Origin of the sequence: Enterobacter cloacae complex sp. BZL2005 (assembly GCF_049238885.1) — a bacterium.
GTDB lineage: Bacteria > Pseudomonadota > Gammaproteobacteria > Enterobacterales > Enterobacteriaceae > Enterobacter > Enterobacter roggenkampii.
The window spans coordinates 1-16,841 of the sequence record NZ_JBMKGI010000017.1 but is presented as its reverse complement, the minus strand read 5'-3'; the positions used below and the strand labels follow the sequence as shown (position 1 = coordinate 16,841).

The window sequence follows — 16,841 nt, the reverse complement described above, 5'->3', positions numbered from 1 at the left end:
TCTTACCGGATATCAACCCGCAGGCGTATTATTTCAGACGTTTATGCAGGCTTCCCCCCACCAGCAACGCCGCGCACAGCATCAGCGCAATAAACCCGCCCACGCCGTTCCAGCCGTAGCTATGCCAGAACACGCCGCCGAGCGTCCCGGCGATGCTGGACCCCAGGTAATAGCTAAACAGATACAGCGAGGATGCCTGGCCCTTGGCGCGACGCGCGCGCGGGCCAATCCAGCTGCTGGCGACCGAGTGGGCGGCGAAGAACCCCGCAGAAAAGAGCAGCATGCCGGCAAAAATCAGCCACAGGGAGGAGAAAAGCGTCAGCAGCAGGCCGACCAGCATCACCGCCGTGAAGAACAGCATGACCGGGCCGCGGCCATAGCGGGCGGTCATTGCCCCGGCCTTCGGTGAACTCCACGTTCCGGTCAAATACGCAACCGAGAGTAAACCGACAAGAGCCTGGCTCAGATGCCACGGCGAGAGCATCAGGCGATAGCCAATATAGTTAAACAGCGTGACGAACGAGCCCATCAGCAGGAAGCCGGTCAGGAACAGGCGCGGCAGCCCCTTGTCGCGCCAGTGCAGGCGGAAGTTGATAAACAGCGTTTTCGGGCGCAGCGATGTCGGGCGGAAATGACGCGATTCCGGCAGAATTTTCCAGAACATCAGGGCAGAAGCCAGTGCGAAACAGCCGATGACCGCCAGCGCAATACGCCAGCTAAAGAAGTCCGTGAATACCCCGCTCAGCAGACGTCCGCTCATCCCGCCAATCGAGTTCCCGCTGATGTATAGCCCCATAGAGAAGGCAACAAAGCTCGGGTGGATCTCCTCGCTGAGGTAGGTCATCCCGACCGCCGCCACGCCGCTGAGCGAGAGCCCGATCAGCGCACGCATCACCAGGATGCCGTGCCAGCTGGTCATCATGGTCGAGAGTAGCGTACAAACCGAGGCCAGCATCAGCGCGGTTACCATCACCTGTTTACGGCCGATGGCGTCGGACAGCGGCCCGGTAAAGAGCAGGCCAACCGCCAGCATACCGGTTGAAATAGAGAGGGATACGCTGCTGCTGGCGGGTGAAACGCCAAACTCATGGGAGAGCACGGGCAGGATCGGCTGAACGCAATAGAGCAGGGCGAAGGTCGCCAGACCGGCGGAGAAGAGCGCCAGCGTGACGCGCATAAATTGGGGGGTACCACGTTTAATGAACTGAACCGGCTGCGATGTTGCAGGTAAATCATCGATATCGCTCGCCGGATCGATATCAATGGCAGTTGTACGACTCACACAGTTTCCTTGCTTAAACATCCCCGTGATTTCTGGTGACGGGTATGACCACCTGATAAGGGTAGGAAAATGTAAATATTCTGTCTAATATATTAATAATCTCAAATGATACTTTAGAAATATGAATATCGAGCTGCGTCATCTCCGCTACTTTGTCGCCGTCGCTGAAGAGCTGCATTTTGGCCGCGCGGCTGCACGGCTGAACATTTCTCAGCCGCCCTTAAGCCAGCAGATTCAGATCCTGGAGCAGCAGGTCGGGGCGCGCCTTCTGGCCCGCACCAACCGCAGCGTGAGCCTGACGGCGGCGGGTAAGCAGTTTCTCATCGATAGCCGACAAATTCTGAGCATGGTCGAGGACGCCGCCGCCCGGGCAGAACGGCTCTATCTCGGGGAGGCCGGAGAGTTGCGCATCGGGTTTACCTCGTCGGCACCGTTTATCAGCGCCGTCTCGGAAACCCTGTCGTCATTCCGTCGCCATTTCCCGGATGTTCATATTCAAACGCGCGAGATCAACACCCGCGAGCAGATCGCGCCGCTCAATGAAGGTTCGCTGGATCTGGGGCTGATGCGTAATACCCAGCTGCCGGACTCGCTGGCGTGGGAGGTGATCCTGCGCGAGCCGCTGATGGCCATGATCCCGCACGATCACCCGCTGGCGTCGCGTCCGGCGGTTTCGCTGGCAGAGCTGGCAAACGAGCCGTTTGTCTTTTTTGACCCGCAGGTCGGAACGGGTCTGTATGACGATATCCTGGGGCTGATGCGCCGCTACGATCTTGCCCCGGTCATCACCCAGGAAGTCGGGGAAGCGATGACCATTATCGGCCTGGTCGCCGCCGGGCTGGGGGTGTCTATTCTTCCGGCCTCCTTTAAACGGGTACAACTGCGCGAAATGCGCTGGGTGACCATCGCCGAAGAGGATGCCGTTTCAGAGATGTGGCTGGTCTGGGCAAAACATCGCGAACAGAGCCATGCCGCACAGCGCTTCAAACAGCAGTTGATGAACGCCTCCGCCGGGCGGCATTTTCAGGGAAAAGTGGGCAAAAATGTGCAGTAAATCACATGGCTAAGTAAATATTTGACGGCAGCCCTGCAAGTGCTTCACCATAGCCAACAGTTTATTTCGAAGCTCGAAAATAAGGGAGTACGAGGTGGTCGCTGATAGTCAGCCAGGGCATATTGATCAGATTAAGCAGACCAACGCTGGCGCGGTGTATCGCCTGATTGATCAGCTTGGTCCGGTTTCGCGTATCGATCTTTCGCGCCTGGCACAGCTGGCACCCGCCAGTATTACCAAGATTGTCCGCGAGATGCTGGAAGCGCACCTGGTTCAGGAGACGGAAATTCAGGAGCCGGGCAGCCGTGGCCGTCCGGCAGTCGGGCTGGTGGTGGAAACGGAAGCCTGGCACTACCTGTCGCTGCGGATCAGCCGGGGGGAGATCTTCCTTGCGCTGCGCGATCTCAGCAGCAAGCTGGTGGTGGAAGACCGTCTTGATCTGCCGCTCAACGCTGAGGAACCGCTCCTCGACGCGATTGTTTCGCATATCGATCGCTTCTTTATTCGTCACCAGCAGAAGCTTGAACGCTTAACGGCGATTGCCATCACCATGCCGGGTATTATTGATACCGAAAATGGCATTGTTCACCGCATGCCGTTTTACGACGATGTTAAAGAGATGCCGCTGGGCGAAGTGCTGAAAAACCATACCGGCGTGCCGGTCTATATTCAGCATGACATCAGCGCCTGGACCATGGCGGAGGCGCTGTTCGGCGCGTCACGCGGGGCGAGGGATGTGATTCAGGTGGTTATCGATCATAACGTCGGGGCAGGCGTCATTACCGACGGACGTCTTCTCCACGCCGGAAGCAGCAGTCTGGTGGAAATTGGCCATACCCAGGTCGACCCATACGGTAAGCGCTGCTACTGCGGTAACCACGGCTGTCTGGAGACCATTGCCAGCGTGGAAAGCGTGCTGGAGCTGGCGCAGGTCAGGCTCAGCCAGTCCATGAGCTCCTCGCTGCACGGACAACCCCTCACGGTCGATTCTCTCTGCGCCGCCGCGCGTCAGGGCGATCTGCTGGCGAAGGACATCATTACCGGGGTGGGGAATAACGTTGGCCGCATTCTGGCGATTATGGTGAACCTCTTCAACCCGCAAAAAATCCTTATTGGCTCACCGCTGAGCCAGGCGGCGGAGATCCTCTTCCCGGCGATTACGGCCTGTATTCAGCAGCAGTCGCTTCCCGCCTACAGCCGGAACATTGCGGTAGAAAGTACCCAGTTTTCCAATCAGGGCACGATGGCCGGCGCGGCGCTGGTCAAAGATGCCATGTATAACGGCTCGCTGTTGATCCGCCTGTTACAGGGTTAACTCTTTTTTGCAGATGTAAGAAAAATTGCGCTATCTCAAGCCGGGTAGCGCACGCATCCCGTAGACTTCCTCCACTGAATTATTTACCTGGTTTATATTTTCGAAGCATACCCAAGAGGTGGAGTGAGTCATGCTTAAGCGTTTCTTTGTTACTGGTACAGATACCTCTGTCGGCAAGACCGTTGTATCCCGCGCATTGCTGCAGGCGCTGGCAGCAAGCGGTAAACGCGTGGCAGGGTACAAACCGGTCGCAAAAGGGAGTAAAGAGACGCCAGAGGGATTGCGTAATAAAGACGCCCTGGTACTGCAAAGCGTCTCGTCACTGGAACTGCCTTATCACGCGATCAATCCTATTGCGTTAAGCGAAGAGGAGAGCAGCGTGGCGCACAGCGGCCTGATTAATTACCCTCTGCTGTCCAACGGTCTGGCGAGCCTGTGCGAGAAGGTCGATCACGTGGTGGTGGAAGGCACGGGCGGCTGGCGCAGCCTGATGAACGATCTGCGCCCGCTGTCGGAATGGGTGGTGCAGGAACAGCTTCCGGTGGTGATGGTGGTGGGGATCCAGGAAGGGTGCATCAACCATGCGCTGCTGACGGCGCAGGCGATTGCCAATGACGGCCTGCCGCTGGTTGGCTGGGTGGCCAACCGCATCAACCCTGGTCTGGCGCACTATGCGGAAATCATCGACGTGCTGAGCACCAAACTACCCGGACCACTGGTGGGTGAACTGCCTTATCTGCCTCGCGCCGAGCAGCGCGAGCTAGCGCAGTACATCGATCTCTCTGCCCTCAGTGGCGTGTTGACCGTAGATCGAGTCGTGGCGTAACGTCCGCGACAGCACGGACGCCAGCACGCAGGCGACCAGCAAACCGGGCAGTAAAAAATATTGCCCGGTCATTTCACAGACCATCAGCGCCGACATAATGGGCGCATGCGTGGTCGCGGCGAGTAGCGTCGCCATCCCCGCCAGCCCAAGCAGAATCGCCGTCTCAGCGCCCGGCAGCCACAGCGCGAAAAGCTGTGCAAACAGCATCCCTGTCGCCATGCCGACAAACAGCGTGGGCGTGAACACCCCGCCCGGCGCGCCCGATCCGCTGCTCGCCAGCACCGCCAGCAGTTTACAGATAAAGACGCCTGCAACGATCGACAGCAGCGGTGGGGCGAGCAGAAAAGCCTGCACCACGCTATAGCCGTTCCCCCACACCTTCGGCGTCAGAAGAGACAGCAGCCCGACGATCGCACCGCCGAGCGCCAGCTGCCACGGCGGCGAAAGCTTAAGGCGCAGGAACAGCCTATGGCTAAACGCCATCAGCCACATCAGCAGCGGCCCGCAAAGACCCGCCAGCAGCCCCATGGCGACCAGCAGGGCATAATCAGTTGCGGAGAGTGTGCCGCTCAAATGGACCGCGTAGAGCGTGCCGGTTCCCGGCGCCAGGAGCTGCGTGGTGAGAAGCGCCACTACCGCCGCGATAACCACGGGCCCGAGCGAGGCCAGCATCAGGGTGCCAAACAGAATCTCCGCAATGAACAGGCTTCCGGCTAACGGAGCATGGTAGGCGCTGGCCATCCCGGCCGCGGCGCCGCAGGCGATCCATAACTTCCATTCAGATTTGGGCGTAAAGCGCCGGGCAAAAAAGGAGGCGTCGAGGGCGGCAAGCAGGATCATCGCCCCTTCACGCCCGATGGCGCTTCCGCTTGCCACGACAAGCAGCGAGGCAAGGGATTTCACCAGGCTGGCGCCGTAATCAAACTGACCGTCGCCGGTCTCGAGCGCTTCCATATAATCGGTGGGGGCATGAGGCCGCTGGGCGGTCAGCCGTTGCCATCCCCATAGTAACAGTCCCGCAGCCAGCCCGCCCAGCGCGGGCGTCAGCGCGCGCCGCCAGGGTGAGAGCGACGCGGCGGCATTCACCAGGCTGCCGCTGTCGTTGCTGAGAAGCAACCACTCCAGCAGATACATGCTGTGGCGGAACACCGCAACGGCCAGCGCGGCAAGCACGCCGGTGACGGTAGCAATCAGCAGTCGACGAAACATCGCGCGGATGTCGGGGTACGTATGAAGACGTTGCATGGGTCGCGAGTAAACGGGAAAGATACAATATTGTGGCGGGAAATCGCGGGGTTAGCAAAAGGTATGCGTGCGGAAAAGCCGGGCAATGCCCGGCCGGAAAGATTAGCTCTCGCTATGTATATTCAACGCCCGACGCGTACGACCTGAACTGAGATACTCGGCAATATAGTCCTGAGAAATCTCGCCGTTGTAGCGCCCGTCATCATCCACGATCGGCATCCAGCTGGTGTTGCTCTCATACAGGCGTGACAGCACCACGCGCAGGTTGTCTTCGGCTTTGCCGGTCATGCGGAACGGATGCAGGATGTCGGCGCAGATCCCGCTGGCGTTACGCGCTTCGCGACGCTTCACAAAGCCCAGCGGCTTGCCTTGCTCGTCCACCACGGTGATGGCGCGGATATCGTTATCATCCATGGTGGCAAAGGCTTCTGGCAGCGGCGTCGAACCCCGCACCGTAATGGTCGGCTGCTGGTCGGTGACGTCTCCGGCGGAGACCAGCAGCAGGCGCTTCAGCGTGCGGTCCTGACCGACAAACGAGCCGACAAACTCATTCGCCGGTTTCGCCAGCAGTTCGTCCGGGCTGGCGCACTGCACGATTTTCCCCTGACGGAACACCGCAATACGGTCGCCCAGCTTCAGGGCTTCATCGATATCGTGGCTGACCAGCATGACGGTTTTTTTCAGCTTGCGCTGCATCTCGAGGAACTGGTTCTGGATCACCTCGCGGTTGATCGGGTCCACCGCGCCGAAGGGCTCATCCATCAGCAGCACCGGAGGATCTGCCGCCAGGGCGCGGATCACGCCGATGCGCTGCTGCTGGCCGCCGGACATCTCGCGCGGGTAGCGGTTGAGGAATTTATGCGGATCCAGCGCCACCATATCCATCAGCTCTTCGGCGCGGGTTTTACAGCGCGCTTTATCCCAGCCCAGCATGCGCGGTACGACGGTGATGTTCTCTTCGATGGTCATGTTCGGGAACAGGCCAATCTGCTGGATCACGTAGCCGATGTTGCGGCGCAGGGTGACGGTGTCCATCCCGCTGGTGTCTTCGCCGTTGATCAGGATCGTCCCGCTGCTCGGCGTAATGAGGCGGTTAATCATCTTCAGGGTGGTGGTCTTCCCGCAGCCGGACGGGCCGAGCAGGACGCACATTTCCCCTTCGGGCACGTTCAGGTTGACGTTGTCGACGGCCTTAAAGGTCTGGCCGTGCTTCTGTGAAAAGTGTTTGGTGAGGTTTTCCAGTTTTATCATTATCGAATCCCCTTTGGAGTCAGAACCACCTGCAGACGGTGCAGCAGCCAGTCGAGCACAATCGCTAAAAGACAAATCATCAGCGCGCCCGCAATCAGCATGCGAATATCGCTTCCGCCGATGCCGTTGAGCAGCAGCAGGCCCAGACCGCCCGCGCCGATCACCGCAGCAATCGCCATCACGCCGATGTTCATCACCACGGCGGTGCGGATCCCGCCGAAAATCACCGGCAGCGCCATCGGAATTTCGACCCAGCGCAGGCGCTGCCAGAAGGTCATGCCGATGCCGCGTCCGGCTTCACGCAGGCCCGGAGGCAGGCTGTCGAGCGCCGTATGGGTGTTACGCACAATCGGCAGCAGCGAGTAGAGAAACACCGCCGTGATCGCGGGCAGGGCGCCAATCCCCTGACCGATCAGCGAAAAGAGCGGGATCATCAGGCCAAACAGCGCAATGGACGGAATGGTCAGCACGATGGTGGCAATCCCCAGCACCGGCGTCGCCAGCCACTTGTGGCGAACAATCAGAATGCCCAGCGGGACGCCGATGAGAATGGCTAAGCCCACGGCCAGCGCTACCAGCCACAGATGCTGCAGCGTCAGGGTTAAGAGGTAGTCCCAGTTGTCCAGAATGTAGTGAATCGTCTCCATAGCGCCTCCTACAGCAGCTGTTTGCTACGCAGGAAATCACGGGCGACCTGCTGCGGTGACTGATGGTCGATATCCACCTTCTTGTTCAGTTCGGTGATAACGTCGTTGTTGAGCTGGGCCGAGAGGGTGTTGAGCGCCTCTTCCAGGCCCGGATTGGCCTCCAGCGTGTCCTTACGCACCACCGGGGTGACGGCATAGCTCGGGAAGAAGCCTTTATCATCTTCCAGCACCTTGAGGTCGAAGCCCTTCACGCGCCCGTCGGTGGTATAAATCAGCCCGGCGTCGACGAAGCCGTCGCGCACCGCGTTATAGACCAGACCGGGGTCCATCTGACGGATCTGCGGGCGGTCCAGGTCCATCTTATAGGCGGCCTGAAGCGGCTTCATGCCGTCGCTGCGCCCGGCAAATTCCAGGTCTAGGCCCAGCAGCCAGTTTTTGTCCGGGTTGGTTTTACGGATCTGCTCAATCTTCGCCACCATGTCCGACATGGTGTTGATATGTTCCGCCTCGGCGCGCTTGCGCTGCATCGCGAACGCATAGGTGTTGTTCATGTCGGCGGGCTTGAGCCAGACCAGACCGTGCTTCGCGTCCAGACGTTTCACCGTCTCGTAAGACTCCTGGGGCGACATGCGCTTGTTGATGTGGTTGAAGATGATTAATGACGTGCCGGTGTACTCCCAGGTCATGTCAATCTGCTTGTTGATCATCGCGTTACGGGAGATCACCGTGGCGATATTGGTTTGCGGCTGAACCTGGAATCCTTTCTTCTGCAGGTACTGCACGGTCATCGCCGAGAGAATGTGCTGCTCGGTAAAGCTCTTGGTCGCCAGAATCAGCGGGGCCGCCATCGCCTGGCCGGTGAACAGCGCCGCGGCACACAGCGCCGTCAGGCCGGAAAACAGTCTCATAAAAGCTCCTTGTTATTGTTATCGAGCGAGATGGGGACTCATCACGCGGCCCAGCGCCGCCAGCAGGGTATCGAGGATCAGGGCGAACAGGGCGGTGGCCGCCGCGCCGAGGATCAGGGTCGGAAAATCGTTCAGGTAAATGCCGGGGAAAATCAGCTCGCCGTAGCTGCTGGCACCGATCAGGAACGCCAGCGGTGCGGTACCGACGTTAATGGCGGTGGCGATGCGGATCCCCGAGAGCATGACCGGCCAGGCGGCAGGCAGCTCAACCTGGCGCAGACGCTGCCATTTGGTCATCCCGATGCCGTTTGCCGCTTCCAGCAGCGACGGCGGGACCGAGCACAGCCCGGCATAGGTGTTGCGCACGATCGGCAGCAGCGAGGCGAGGAACAGGGCGATGATGGCGGGCGTATCGCCAATGCCAATCACCACCATCGCTAGGGCCAGCACGGCCAGCGGCGGCAGCGTGTTGCCGACGTTGAAGATTTGCATCACATATTCGGCGATACCCCGCGCGGCCGGGCGGCTCAGCAGAATACCGGCCGGAATACCCACCAGCAGGGCAAAGAACATTGATGAGAAAACCAGAATCATATGCTGTTGCCCGAGATAGATCAGGTCAACCTGACGCGCTCTGAGGGTCTCCAGCCCGATCCCCCAGACGAGGAGGGCGAGAACCATGATAATGGCGCCGACAAACAGCAGCGAACGTTTGAATAATGGGTGCATTGCGGTGTGTCTCCCTGTGCGCATGCGTTATAGCAACCACCGGTTGCCTGTTGTTATGCCATGTTTCGGCAGGGGTAATTGACCTATAGCAAGCGTTTGGGAAGGGTTCCAGCGAAGGGGCAAAATCAGTAACCCTATGAAACTAGTGGCAACCTGAGGTCAGGCCTTATGGCATAAGGCCTGATTGTGGGGCGGGCAGAATAGTCCTAAAGCGAATATTTAAATGTGACAGTGTCACATTTAAAGGGCGCTTACGCCGATTACAGGTCATTACCTTCATAGAGGGGCACGAACCCGTCGAACCCGCGACGAGACGGTGATAATTGAAACGGTGGCGACAAACGCGAGCATCACCCCCAGCGCCAGCATGGCGTTAAAGCCAATCCATCGGAACAGCAGCAGCCCCGCGATGCCGCCCGTGATGAACGAAAACAGGGTGGTTAAGTGGGTTTTTAGCTGGCTTTTTTGCGCCGCCGTATCTTTGGAGTAATCCCTGCGCAGCATCGCCACCATGACGGAGGCCAGGGAAATCCCCGCGTCCGTTAGCGTGCCGGTAATGTGCGTCGATCTTACCCGTCCGCCGGAAAGCTGCGTGGAGGTGGAATTATGAATGCCCATCAGAAAGCAGAGAAATAGAATAATTTCGCGATTGCTGGTGAGCGCATGGAAATACATTTCGTAGAAGGAAACGCCGGTCAGTAATATCCCCTCGACAAAAAGGATCTGGCAAAAAACCAGCCTGACGTTATGGATAATTCCCCATATGACGATCGTGCGCGCAATAATGGCGCCAGCCACAAAAGAGAGAATTATCGAGCCGAAGAAAATAATATCGCTCAGATCGGTAGAAGAAACTTCGCTGGATAACTGTGAGGTGTTGCCGGTCATGTGTGAGGGGAAAAAGCCAAATGCCCCGAGGGCGATGGCGTTCAGCAAACCTGCTGAGGTCGCCAGCCAGAGAGCAAGCCGGCGATCCTCCGTATGCGTTCGTTCTTTCTTGAGTTTAATCAGCAAGAATACCTCCGGGTTGAGCTTTGCCTGACTATTCAGGCTAGCAAAGCGGTGCAACGGGCTGTCCAGGATATGGCTTAATTATTATTCCCTCTGACGACAATCAGGGTTTCGTAATTAAATAAAACAGCCTCGTTGCGGTATTCATTCAGGCATTAAGTTTTATATCATGCCGTTATTGCCGTGACGCAAAAATGCCGGACGCTGGTTAAGGCGCTCGAACCAGGCCTCAATGGCGGGCACGTCTGGCTTATCAAACGGCGTCATTTTCCAGCGATTCACCGACAGCCCAAGCACCACGTCCGCGAGGGTAAACGTCTCGCCCGCCGCAAAGGACCCGGTGCGCTGCAGCTGGTTTTCCAGAATGGTGATGCAGTGGTTCCACTCTTTGATTCCCGCCGCAATTCGCTCAGGGTCGTTAAAGTCCGGGTTTTTACGCCCCAGCGCCGGGAAGACATAGCGCCAGGCGTTATTAAATTCAGTGGCCTGCCAGTCCATCCAGCGCTCAACGTTGGCGCAAGCCTGCGGTGCGGCAGGCAGCAGATCGTGACGTTCGGCCTTGCGCGCCAGATAACGGCAGATGGAATTGGACTCCCACAGCACGAAATCACCGTCAATCAGCACCGGCACCATGGCGTTGGGGTTCAGGGCGCGAAAGGCATCCGTTTCCGTCGAGGCGAAACCGCTGCCGTAATCTTCCTGCTGATAGGCTATGCCCGCTTCTTCGCAGGTCCAGAGCACTTTACGAACGTTGATGGAGGTGGTTTTGCCGAGGATGGTGATCATTGCGCAGGTGTCCTTTAGAGGATGTTATTGTTTAAAAACAATACACGATCGGTGAAGAAAAGCGTCAAAAAATCATCCGGCGCGTTATTTGTGAAGACGCGAAAGCAGAAACGTTAGCGCTGCCGCAAAGAGGAGCACTATGCCACTCAATGCAAACGTGCTCTGCCAGCTATAACGATCGAAGGCTATACCGCCCGCCGTTGAGCCGAGCGCAATGGCGAGCTGGATCACCGCGACCATCAGTCCACCGCCGGCTTCAGCATCCTTCGGCAGCGTTCGCGCAATCCACGTCCACCACCCCGTCGGCGCTGATGTTGCCAGCATTCCCCATAGGCCTGACAGCAGAGCCACAATCCACACGTTATGCCCGGCGAGAATCAACGCGACTGCGATGGCCGCCATCAGTAGAGGGATCGCGATCAGCGTTATGTAAAACGCGGCATTAAGCACCAGGGCAACGAAAAGGGTGCCCACAAAACCCGCAACGCCTATGGTGAGCAAAATTAGCGACAGCCCGGCTCCGCTCACCCGGGTGACGGTTTCAAGGAACGGGCGCAGATAGGTAAACAGCGCAAACTGCCCCATAAAGAACAGGCCGCAGGCCAGCAGACCAACGGAAACGGCAGGCTGGCGGAATAACCGAAAAACACTTCCTCGTGATGTACCGTTTTTACGCGCGTTCATGTCAGGCAGGCTTAAACACTGCCAGATGAACGCGACTATCGCCACGGGCACCAGACAAAGAAATGCGCCGCGCCAGCCAATAGTGGCCCCAAGATAGCTGCCAAGCGGGGCGGCCACCACCGTTGCCAGCGCGTTACCGCCGTTGAAAATGGCCAGCGCGCGCGCAACCTTATGCGGCGGAACAAGGCGAATGGCCGTTGCGGCAGACATGGACCAGAACCCGCCTATAGCGATACCGATCAGCGCGCGGCCTGTCATGTAAACCAGATAGTTTGGGGCGAAAGCGATAATCATCCCCGAGAGCGCCATCAGGAGCGTCATGCCCAGAAGAAGGTGTTTGCGGTTTATATTCCCGGCAAGCCGGGAAAGGAAGAGGCTGGTCAGCACCGCCAGCGCGCCGGAAATCGCGATCCCCTGGCCAGCGAGACCCTCCGTAACGCCCAAATCTCTGGCAAGGGGAGTAAGCAGGCTGACGGGCATAAATTCCGAGGCAATCAAGACAAATACGCACAGGGTCATGGCAAAAAAGCCACTCCAGTGTGCATGCTCTGTGTTCTGTGATGTGGTGCGGCTCAGTGTAAACATAGTCAGATTTCACAAAGAGCCACCCGTATAGGGCGGGTGGCGTAGAGGTTTATTTCAGGTTGGTTTTGAAGAACTGCTCAAACTGGCCGAAGGGGATCTTCCCGGCAGCATTATCGTAGAGATCGACATGGTTTGCGCCCGGGACAATCACCAGTTCCTTCTGCTTGCTGCCGACCGCTTTAAACGCATCTTCAGCAAAGTAGCGGGAGTGTGCCTTTTCACCGGTTACGATAAGCGTTGGGATAGTAATTTCCCTGCCGTAGCTCAGCAGCGGCATATTCATAAATGATAATGGCGTGGTCGCGGTCCACGCGCCGGTGGAGTTGACGGAGCGCGCATGGAAGCCGCGCGGCATACGGTAGTAGTCAAAGAATTCTTTGAGTACCGGATTCGGGTTGTCAGGTAACGCCTCCGGCAGAATACGTTCAGCTGCCGTCACCTTGCCGTTCTTATCGACATAAATGTCATGGCCGCCGTGCGCGAAGGTACCGTTCTCAGCATCTTTCCAGCGCTGTGCGTTCAGATACTGCAGAACGGCACGGCGGTCAGACGTTGAATAGCGATCTTTCCCGTCGCCCACGCCGTGGCCCATCGCCCGGCTCATGTCATACATCACGCTGGTGGCGACCGCCTTCACGCGGGTGTCCATGGATGCTGCGTTGAGCGCCATACCGCCCCAGCCGCAGATGCCGAGAATACCAATGCGGTTACGATCAACCTCTTTCTGCAAACCGAGGAAGTCCACCGCCGCGCTAAAGTCTTCGGTGTTGATATCCGGAGACGCTACGTTGCGCGGCTGGCCACCGCTTTCGCCCGTATAGGACGGATCGAACGCCAGGGTTACAAACCCATTTTCTGCCAGGGTTTGCGCATACAGGCCGCTGGACTGCTCTTTGACCGCGCCAAATGGCCCGCTGACCGCAATCGCCGCCAGCTTGCGGTCGCCGCGGTTTTTGGGAAGATACAGATCGCCTACCAAAGTGATCCCGTATCGGTTCTGGAAGGACACCTTACGGTGATCGACTTTGTCACTTTCGGCAAAGGTTTTATCCCATGTGCTCACCATCGAAACAGGCGCGTTTGGGTTGGTGGTTTCTGCATAACTCATTGTTGTCACTCCACTTAATGATGCACATAGCAGCATCGCAACGGACAGTTTTTGGGTAAATGTTTTCATAGAAATGAACCCTGGGTTGTTGTGTTGCGGTCATTATAGTTAGCAGAAATAGTGCTGATTAGAGGGCGAAAGCTGCTATGATTCATATCATATTGTTATAAATGGGTGGGGATGATGGCGAAACGGGAAAACTATAATGAGCTGTACCTGTTCATGCAGGTGGTACGGGAGGGGAGCTTCACGGCGGCCGCGCTTCGGCTTGGGCTGGCGCAATCCGGGATCAGCCGCTCGGTTCGCGAACTGGAAGAGCGATTGGGCGTTCAACTTCTGGTCCGCACCACGCGCAAGCTCTCGCTCACCCATGCCGGGGAACAGCTTTATCAGACCGCCGAGTCTGCATTCGATACGCTCGATACGGGTCTGGCGACCCTGGCACACTATCGTCAGACGCCGTCCGGCACGGTGCGTATTAATGCCAGCCAGCACGCTATCGATAAATGTCTGCTGCCAAAGCTCGCCATTTTTAAACAGCGTTACCCGGACATCAGGCTGGAACTGATCAATGAAAGCCGCTTCGTCGACATTATCGCCGAGCGGTTCGATGCGGGTGTCAGACTGGGGCCGGAAGTGGGGCAGGGAATGATTGCCGTGCGTATCACGCCTGATATGGAAATGGCCGCGGTGGCTGCCCCGGAACACTTCAGACGCTACGGTTTTCCGCAGACGCCAGCCGATTTAGTGGCCCATCCCTGCATTGCCTATCAGTTTGCCGACGGTAGTGACTATCAGTGGGAACTGGTGCAGGACGGGAAAAAAATCACCCATCGGCCAGAGGGGCAATGGGCGCTGTCTGACAGCTACATGGAAGCCGAGGCCGCCCGGCTGGGGCTTGGGCTGGCCTATGTCCCGGTGGAGCTGGTGGCTGACGATCTGGAGCGCGGAACGCTTATCCGGGTGTTGCAGCGCTATAGCCTGCGCATGGACGGGTTGTATCTCTATTATCCGCACCGCAACGTGTCGCCTGCCCTGAGGGCTGTGATCGATACGCTGAAAATTTAGGGCGGCATAACATCACGAGAGCGGACATTCAAACTGCCCGCCGGTGAGCTATGACTAAAAATAAATCAGGACCGCTGTGGTGAGGCAAATTTTGCAGCAATCATTTCAGATGTGGGCTGTATTCCCCCAAGACTCCACTGTTCCGGTTCATGCTCGTCAATACGGATCCATACTGAACGCCGGAATTCAGGATCGCCGTTTCCCTCAATTTCAACAATAAGGTCAGTCATACGACGTAGCAGTTCTTTTTTTTGCTCCGAATTCATCATTCCTTTAATGGTTTGCACATTTACGAAGGGCATTGTATTCTCCTTAAATAACTGAGTCTTTAAATCATACTCAGGTTACGAGGCAAACGAAGAGATGTCAAAAAATAAATCATTACCGTACTTATTACCTGAGCTTTGTGGGTTAGCGGCGGCCGCTGAGCTTCTTGGCGATCAATGGGTTTTGTTGATTCTGAGAGAGGCGTTTTATGGGGTAACACGCTTTGAAACGATACGGGATCATACAAAAATCACCCGGCAGACGCTGGCGAACCGGTTAAAAAAAATGACTGAACTCGGCCTGCTTTGCAAAATCCCTTATCAGGAAGAAGGGGCGCGTGAACGGTATGAGTATGTTCTTACCGCCAAAAGCCGCAGCCTTGCGCCGATTCTTTTCTCTTTGATGGAGTGGGGTCATAAAAACATACTGCACGACGCACCGCATATTGCCTTAACAGACAAAGAAAGTGGAGAAGTGGTGAATAGCGCCTATGTTACCGTCGACGGTAAGTTCGTTGATCCTAAAAACGTTCGGTTAACGTTTCACGACAGCCAATACTCCGCCGCCATGCCCCAGGCGCCTGACCATACTGACGCTTAAAGCTGCGGTTGAAGGAATGCCGGGAGTCAAAGCCCAGCGAGAGCGGTGATTGATACCCTTAAAATTTAGGGCAGCGTTGTCATTCTGGAAGGCGCCTCGCAAACCGAAAAGTAACCTTATGAAATTCAGCGTTATGTCTTTTCCTCTACGAGGCGCGGTCGTAAAGTGCCTGCGTTGCGGCACATCCGCAATCGGGCGTAGGAACCCGTCAACCATATAGTGACATTACGTATGTCGCAGCAGTGCCGATCTCGTTACAATAACGGTGGCGCTGACGGAGCAGCCGTAAGGCTGGCCGTTTTCTATATGGGCGGTATTCCTACCTCTGTCAGCGCTACCCCCCGAGCGTAGGAACTCAAAGGGTGGTTAAATAAACTCCATATAGAAGGAAGCCTTGTATGGCGACTATCCCAACATTGACTTATCTCCCGTCTGACGAAAACGTCATTCTGCAACGTATCTCCCGACCGCTTCCGGCCGATGCCGATCTCTTTGACGTCGCCGACAACTGCGCCGCGCTGGTGAGCGTGCTGGTCGAAACCGATGATGTCGCGAGCCGTACTGCGCTGTGCGAGCGTCTCCTTGAGGCTCTGCGCAGGCTGCGCGCACTCTGCGATGCCGATCTTCCGCCATACCTGATTGAACAGTTGATCATGGGTGAGAAAACCAACTCCTGCGTGCCCGACTGCTGGCAAGACACCTTAACGCAGGTGGACTATGTTCTGGCGCTGACGCAAGCCGTTATGGGGGGAACGCTGCCCGCTCACGTAGTGAAGGAGCTGACAGGCCTGCTGCACGATATGGTGTGGCTGCTGGCTGAGTTTGTGAAGGAGCCGCGCATTACTGCGCATTAAGGGGCTGGCATGGAGGGGCGGCAGCGCCCCTTTGAAAGTGTGATTAACGCGATCGGTTCCCGGTATCCAGAAGCGACGTGCCGTAGGAGTTGTCGATAGTACAAAGCCAGCGACCGTCGCTTTCCTGCCGAAAAACATAGGTCGCGCGGCGCGACATTTCCGTTATTCCACCCTGACCATCAGGAAAACGCAGAACGGTTTCCATAATAACGAGGGCATTGTCACCGCCTTCGATCACCTGCATCTCTCCTTGTTCCACAATCAATTGGTCCTGGAAATAATCCGAGATGGCAACAAACGCGCTGCGTATGTTGTCTTTGCCTTTAACAACCATTCCGGGCTTGACCACCAGAGCTGCATCTTCGGCGTAGTGTTTCATCAGCGCGTCATAGTTTTTGGTGGTGATGGCGCGATCGCAGGATTCGATTATCTGGCGCAGCGGGTGTGGGGTCATGCGTATTTTCTCAGAGAGGGGGAAAGCGTATTAACTTAACAGTCTGGCGTGTTTGTATAGCTGACCTGCCCCCACGATTAGATACAACACTCAGTTAGTAACGTCGGAATCTTCATTCTCAGAATGACCCTTTCTCCAGCCCGCTGCAAATTCAGACGGTGTCTGAT

At 57.1% G+C, this 16,841-nt stretch carries 18 protein-coding genes; 6 read left to right on the top strand and 12 right to left on the bottom strand.

The features are described 5' to 3' along the window. Nucleotides 1-28: 28 nt before the first annotated feature. Nucleotides 29-1,282, bottom strand: coding sequence for an MFS transporter (locus ACOTXI_RS20940; protein ID WP_058653657.1), 1,254 nt, complete (start codon nucleotides 1,280-1,282; stop codon nucleotides 29-31). A 121-nt stretch (nucleotides 1,283-1,403) separates the two neighbouring features. Here ACOTXI_RS20940 and ACOTXI_RS20935 point away from each other — a divergent pair, with 121 nt between their 5' ends. The 3 genes from ACOTXI_RS20935 to bioD all read left to right on the top strand — a co-directional run bounded on the left by ACOTXI_RS20935 (nucleotide 1,404) and on the right by bioD (nucleotide 4,477). Further along, the gene (locus ACOTXI_RS20935) at nucleotides 1,404-2,336 is read left to right on the top strand and encodes a LysR family transcriptional regulator (RefSeq protein ID WP_023292581.1); all 933 of its coding nucleotides are present in this window, start codon (nucleotides 1,404-1,406) and stop codon (nucleotides 2,334-2,336) included. A 94-nt stretch (nucleotides 2,337-2,430) separates the two neighbouring features. Beyond that, nucleotides 2,431-3,651: a sugar metabolism global transcriptional regulator Mlc gene (gene mlc / locus ACOTXI_RS20930; protein WP_008502447.1), complete on the top strand. Its 1,221-nt coding sequence runs from the start codon at nucleotides 2,431-2,433 to the stop codon at nucleotides 3,649-3,651. Nucleotides 3,652-3,781: 130 nt separating this feature from the next. Then, nucleotides 3,782-4,477, top strand: coding sequence for a dethiobiotin synthase (gene bioD, locus ACOTXI_RS20925; RefSeq protein WP_008502446.1), 696 nt, complete (start codon nucleotides 3,782-3,784; stop codon nucleotides 4,475-4,477). Here bioD and clcB read toward each other — a convergent pair. The 9 genes from clcB to ACOTXI_RS20880 form a co-directional block, all read right to left on the bottom strand. Then, nucleotides 4,412-5,722, bottom strand: a complete 1,311-nt coding sequence (gene clcB / locus ACOTXI_RS20920) for a voltage-gated ClC-type chloride channel ClcB (protein ID WP_065365817.1) — start codon at nucleotides 5,720-5,722, stop codon at nucleotides 4,412-4,414. The genes bioD and clcB overlap by 66 nt on opposite strands. A gap of 102 nt (nucleotides 5,723-5,824) precedes the next feature. Beyond that, nucleotides 5,825-6,973, bottom strand: coding sequence for an osmoprotectant ABC transporter ATP-binding protein OsmV (gene osmV / locus ACOTXI_RS20915; protein WP_087855392.1), 1,149 nt, complete (start codon nucleotides 6,971-6,973; stop codon nucleotides 5,825-5,827). After that, entirely contained in the window at nucleotides 6,973-7,620 is a 648-nt protein-coding gene (gene osmW, locus ACOTXI_RS20910) for an osmoprotectant ABC transporter permease OsmW (protein ID WP_014169860.1), read from the bottom strand. The genes osmV and osmW overlap by 1 nt, the downstream gene beginning before the upstream one ends. A gap of 8 nt (nucleotides 7,621-7,628) precedes the next feature. Next, nucleotides 7,629-8,528: an osmoprotectant ABC transporter substrate-binding protein OsmX gene (gene osmX, locus ACOTXI_RS20905; protein WP_047748307.1), complete on the bottom strand. Its 900-nt coding sequence runs from the start codon at nucleotides 8,526-8,528 to the stop codon at nucleotides 7,629-7,631. A gap of 18 nt (nucleotides 8,529-8,546) precedes the next feature. Then, nucleotides 8,547-9,257, bottom strand: a complete 711-nt coding sequence (gene osmY, locus ACOTXI_RS20900) for an osmoprotectant ABC transporter permease OsmY (protein ID WP_032651665.1) — start codon at nucleotides 9,255-9,257, stop codon at nucleotides 8,547-8,549. Between the two features lie 276 nt (nucleotides 9,258-9,533). After that, nucleotides 9,534-10,271 carry a YoaK family protein gene (locus ACOTXI_RS20895; RefSeq protein ID WP_058653651.1) on the bottom strand — a complete coding sequence of 246 codons (738 nt, stop codon included), beginning with the start codon at nucleotides 10,269-10,271 and terminating at the stop codon, nucleotides 9,534-9,536. 159 nt (nucleotides 10,272-10,430) lie between these two features. Further along, nucleotides 10,431-11,054: a glutathione S-transferase family protein gene (locus ACOTXI_RS20890; protein WP_058653650.1), complete on the bottom strand. Its 624-nt coding sequence runs from the start codon at nucleotides 11,052-11,054 to the stop codon at nucleotides 10,431-10,433. A gap of 84 nt (nucleotides 11,055-11,138) precedes the next feature. After that, on the bottom strand, nucleotides 11,139-12,323 hold the full coding sequence (locus tag ACOTXI_RS20885) for an MFS transporter (protein ID WP_058653648.1): 1,185 nt from the start codon (nucleotides 12,321-12,323) through the stop codon (nucleotides 11,139-11,141). A 49-nt stretch (nucleotides 12,324-12,372) separates the two neighbouring features. After that, nucleotides 12,373-13,500, bottom strand: a complete 1,128-nt coding sequence (locus ACOTXI_RS20880; RefSeq protein WP_058653646.1) for an alpha/beta hydrolase — start codon at nucleotides 13,498-13,500, stop codon at nucleotides 12,373-12,375. Between the two features lie 114 nt (nucleotides 13,501-13,614). Between ACOTXI_RS20880 and ACOTXI_RS20875 the strand changes: the two genes are divergently transcribed. Then, nucleotides 13,615-14,499: a LysR family transcriptional regulator gene (locus tag ACOTXI_RS20875; RefSeq protein WP_023292572.1), complete on the top strand. Its 885-nt coding sequence runs from the start codon at nucleotides 13,615-13,617 to the stop codon at nucleotides 14,497-14,499. A gap of 65 nt (nucleotides 14,500-14,564) precedes the next feature. Here the strand turns inward: ACOTXI_RS20875 and ACOTXI_RS20870 are convergent, their stop codons facing one another. Next, nucleotides 14,565-14,801 carry a tautomerase family protein gene (locus ACOTXI_RS20870; protein WP_021241201.1) on the bottom strand — a complete coding sequence of 79 codons (237 nt, stop codon included), beginning with the start codon at nucleotides 14,799-14,801 and terminating at the stop codon, nucleotides 14,565-14,567. Nucleotides 14,802-14,862: 61 nt separating this feature from the next. On the opposite strand from ACOTXI_RS20870, the gene ACOTXI_RS20865 reads away from it, so the two are divergent. Both ACOTXI_RS20865 and ACOTXI_RS20860 read left to right on the top strand, forming a co-directional pair. Continuing rightward, nucleotides 14,863-15,366 (top strand): winged helix-turn-helix transcriptional regulator, encoded by a 504-nt coding sequence (locus ACOTXI_RS20865; protein ID WP_023292571.1) that lies wholly within the window; start codon nucleotides 14,863-14,865, stop codon nucleotides 15,364-15,366. Between the two features lie 398 nt (nucleotides 15,367-15,764). Further along, the gene (locus ACOTXI_RS20860; RefSeq protein ID WP_032651675.1) at nucleotides 15,765-16,220 is read left to right on the top strand and encodes a hypothetical protein; all 456 of its coding nucleotides are present in this window, start codon (nucleotides 15,765-15,767) and stop codon (nucleotides 16,218-16,220) included. Between the two features lie 43 nt (nucleotides 16,221-16,263). On the opposite strand, the gene ACOTXI_RS20855 is transcribed toward ACOTXI_RS20860, so the two are convergent. Beyond that, nucleotides 16,264-16,674 carry a YybH family protein gene (locus ACOTXI_RS20855; RefSeq protein WP_023292569.1) on the bottom strand — a complete coding sequence of 137 codons (411 nt, stop codon included), beginning with the start codon at nucleotides 16,672-16,674 and terminating at the stop codon, nucleotides 16,264-16,266. Nucleotides 16,675-16,841: the final 167 nt, after the last annotated feature.